The sequence below is a fragment of the Candidatus Binataceae bacterium genome (assembly GCA_035294265.1).
Lineage (GTDB): Bacteria > Desulfobacterota > Binatia > Binatales > Binataceae > DATGLK01.
Map to the genome: position 1 here is coordinate 1 of DATGLK010000106.1, position 3,127 is coordinate 3,127.

General features: G+C 62.4%; 3 protein-coding genes. All 3 read right to left on the reverse strand.

Translation table 11 applies throughout. The features are described from left to right. Positions 1–459 (reverse strand): SRPBCC domain-containing protein (locus VKV28_17005; GenBank protein HLH78502.1); only part of this gene is annotated, 459 nt, incomplete at its 3' end. An 8-nt stretch (positions 460–467) separates the two neighbouring features. Continuing rightward, a complete protein-coding gene (locus VKV28_17010; protein ID HLH78503.1) occupies positions 468–1,334 on the reverse strand; it encodes a xanthine dehydrogenase family protein subunit M in 867 nt (288 codons plus the stop codon). Then, positions 1,334–3,127: molybdopterin cofactor-binding domain-containing protein (locus VKV28_17015; protein ID HLH78504.1), on the reverse strand; the 1,794-nt coding region annotated here is incomplete at its 5' end. The genes VKV28_17010 and VKV28_17015, both read right to left, overlap by 1 nt.

A 3,127-nucleotide genomic window follows, 5' to 3' on the forward strand; every position in this document is an offset into this window, starting at 1 on the left:
GTCCTGCGCTAGACCCAGGTGCACGGCTGGCGAGCCCAATTGAGCTTCGGCCCGCGCAAAAAATTCTTCGATCAGGCGCCTGGCCGCATCCTCGAGTGCCGGCGGGTCGAGCTGTAACAAAACGCCGCTTGGTTGCAGCTCGGCGCTGTAACGCACACGGGTCTGCGGCCCCTCGTTGATAAGGTCAACCGTGCCGGCGCCACACATTCCGCCCTCGACATTTCGCCATTGGAATGAAAATTCGCAATGCTCGAACAGGCGCTGGGCCGACAGACGCACGCGTCCATCGTAGATGGAGGCGCGATCGGCGCTATCAATTTGAACGACAAATTCGTTGGGCCCAACAGGTCGGCAGAAGCGACAGCCCGCAACCAAGTCAGGCCACTGAGCCGGATCGGTGAGCAGCTCCCGCGCCCGCAGGCGGGGGGCGGGAAGGAACTGTTCGCCGATGATCTTCACTCTATCGCTTAACGCGCGCGCGCCAGCGCCTGGGTCAACGCGCGGCGCGTCAGAACCCGCGCAAGATGGCGGCGAAAATCCGCCGAGGCGTTGAGGTCCGATAGTGGATCGATGGCGTCATCGGCGTGGGCTGCAGCCTGCTCGATCACCTGCGGGTCCAGTGGCCGGTTGGTGAGTGCATTCTCGACCGCGGCAGCGCGAAAGGCCTTGGCGGCAAGTCCCGTGATTCCTACGCGCACAGCCGCGCATTCGCCCTTGTCATCCAGGGTGATCAAAGCTGCCACCCCGACCGTGGCGAAGCCGGATGCCGGATGGCGGAATTTTAGATAGGTCATGCCGGTGTGCGGAGGTGGAAGGTTGACGCGCACTTCGCTGAGCAACTCATTTGGCGCAAGCGCGGTGGTCATCAGATCGAGAAAAAAGTCCTGGGCTTTGATAGTACGCGTGCCGTGCCGCGAGCGCGCGCTAATTTCGGCCTCCAGCGCCAGCATCGCGGCAGGATAATCGGCAGCCGGATCCGCGTGAGCGAGGCTACCGCCGAGGGTGCCGCGGTTACGGATCTGGACGTCGCCGATTTCGCCCGCGCATTCGACCAGCATCGGCAGGCCCTGCGCGATTTGCGGCGAGGAGGCGACGTCGGCGTGCGGCGTGCAGGCACCGATCGCAATCGTGCCCGCGCTCTGACGGATATAGCTCAGATCGGCGATCGCGCCGATGTCGATTAGATGGGAAGGTTGAGCCAAGCGAATTTTCATCATCGGCAGCAGGCTTTGGCCGCCGGCGATGAACTTGGCGTCCTCGCCCAACTGCTCCAGTAAGGTCAGCGCTTGCTCGGTGCTGGTGGCGCGATGGTATTGGAACTCGGCGGGAAACATTATGGCTGTCCCTTCCTGGCGCTTTCGATCGCGCGCCAGATCTTCTCGGGCTTAAGCGGCATCGTCAGGTCGCGTATGCCAAAGGGCTTGAGCGCGTCCATCACCGCGTTATAGACGCAGGGGGTCGAGCCGATGGTACCCGCCTCGCCCACCCCCTTGACCCCCAGCGGATTGACTTGAGTGGGAGTGACTGTGGAGGCCAACTCAAAGCGCGGCAGCATCTCGGCCTTGGGGACGGCGTACTCCATCAGAGTGGATGTGCGAAGCTGGCCGCTCTCGTCGTAAGCCACCTCTTCGTAAAGCGCCTGAGCCAGTCCCTGCGCGATTCCGCCATGGATCTGCCCTTCGACCAGCAGCGGATTGATGATCGTGCCGCAATCATCCACCGCGACGTAGCGCAGGACCTTGACCGCTCCCGTGTCGGCATCCACTTCGACCACCGCCGCATGAGTGCCGAAGGGAAAGGTGCAGGAGGGTGGCTCATAGAAGCTGGTTGCGTCCAGTCCGGGCTCGATTCCGGGGATGGGCTGCTTATAGCCGTAGGCGGCGTCAATCACCCGTTGCAAAGGAATGTTTTTGGCCGGATCGCTGGCCATTGCGACCGTGCGATTGGTGAAAATAAGCTGGTCAGGTGGCACCTCCATCATGGTGGAGGCGATTTTTTTCATCTTTTCCTGCAGCTTACCCAAGCTCATCATCAGGGCGGTGCCACCTAGCGCAGTGGCGCGACTGCCGAAAGTTCCAATTCCGTATTGCACTATCGCGGTGTCGCCGTGAACCACGACGATGTCGTCGATATCGATACCCAAGGCGTCGGCCGCCATCTGGGCGAAGGAAGTTTCCTGGCCTTGGCCGTGAGGTGAGACTCCGGTCAGGATCGTGACCCTGCCATCGGGTTCGATCCGCACCGTGGAGCTCTCCCAGCCGCCACCCTTGAGCTTGGGCGGCAGCAATACCGACGGTCCCAGCCCGCAAATTTCCACGTAGGAGCACAGGCCGATACCCAGATAGCGGTTTTGCTGGCGGGCGCTGTTCTGCTCGGTACGCATGCGGTCGTAATCGATAAGCGCTAGTGCTTTATCCAAGGCACCGGCGTAGTCGCCCGAATCGTAGGTCAGGCCAGCCGCGGTGGTGTAAGGAAAGGCCTCTTTGGGGATGAAATTTCGGCGGCGCACGGCGGCTGGATCCAGCCCGAAATGGTCGGCCACGGCTTCGATCGCGCGCTCGGCCAGGAAGCAGGCCTCGGGCCGCCCGGCGCCGCGATAGGCGTCGGTGGCCATCTTGTTGGTCAGCACCATCTGCTGCTCGAAAGCCAGTGCCGGGACGCGGTAGCAACCGGTCATCATCAGGCCCGAGAAACCGGGGATCATGGGGGTGAACAAATGCAGATAGGCGCCCATGTCGCAGATGAAACGAGCCTTCATCGCGGTAATGGTGCCGTCCCGCTTGGCGGCTATGTCGAGATAGGTAATCTGGTCGCGGCCATGGGTCATCGCGGCCAGATTTTCGCGCCGGCGCTCGATCCATTTGACCGGTCGATCCAGGAGACGGGCTAGGTAGGGAATCAGCGCCTCCTCAGGATAGACGTTGAGCTTGGCGCCGAAGCCGCCCCCCACCTCAGGTGCGATGACCCGCACCTTGTTCTCGCCCAGCCCCAGCATTTCAGCCAGTTGCGAGCGCAACAGATGTGGAATCTGGGTAGAGGACCAGATCGTTAGCTGGCCCGCGCCGCGATTCCATTGGGCGACCACTCCGCGCGGTTCCATCGGCACCGCGGCCAGCCGCTGATTGAC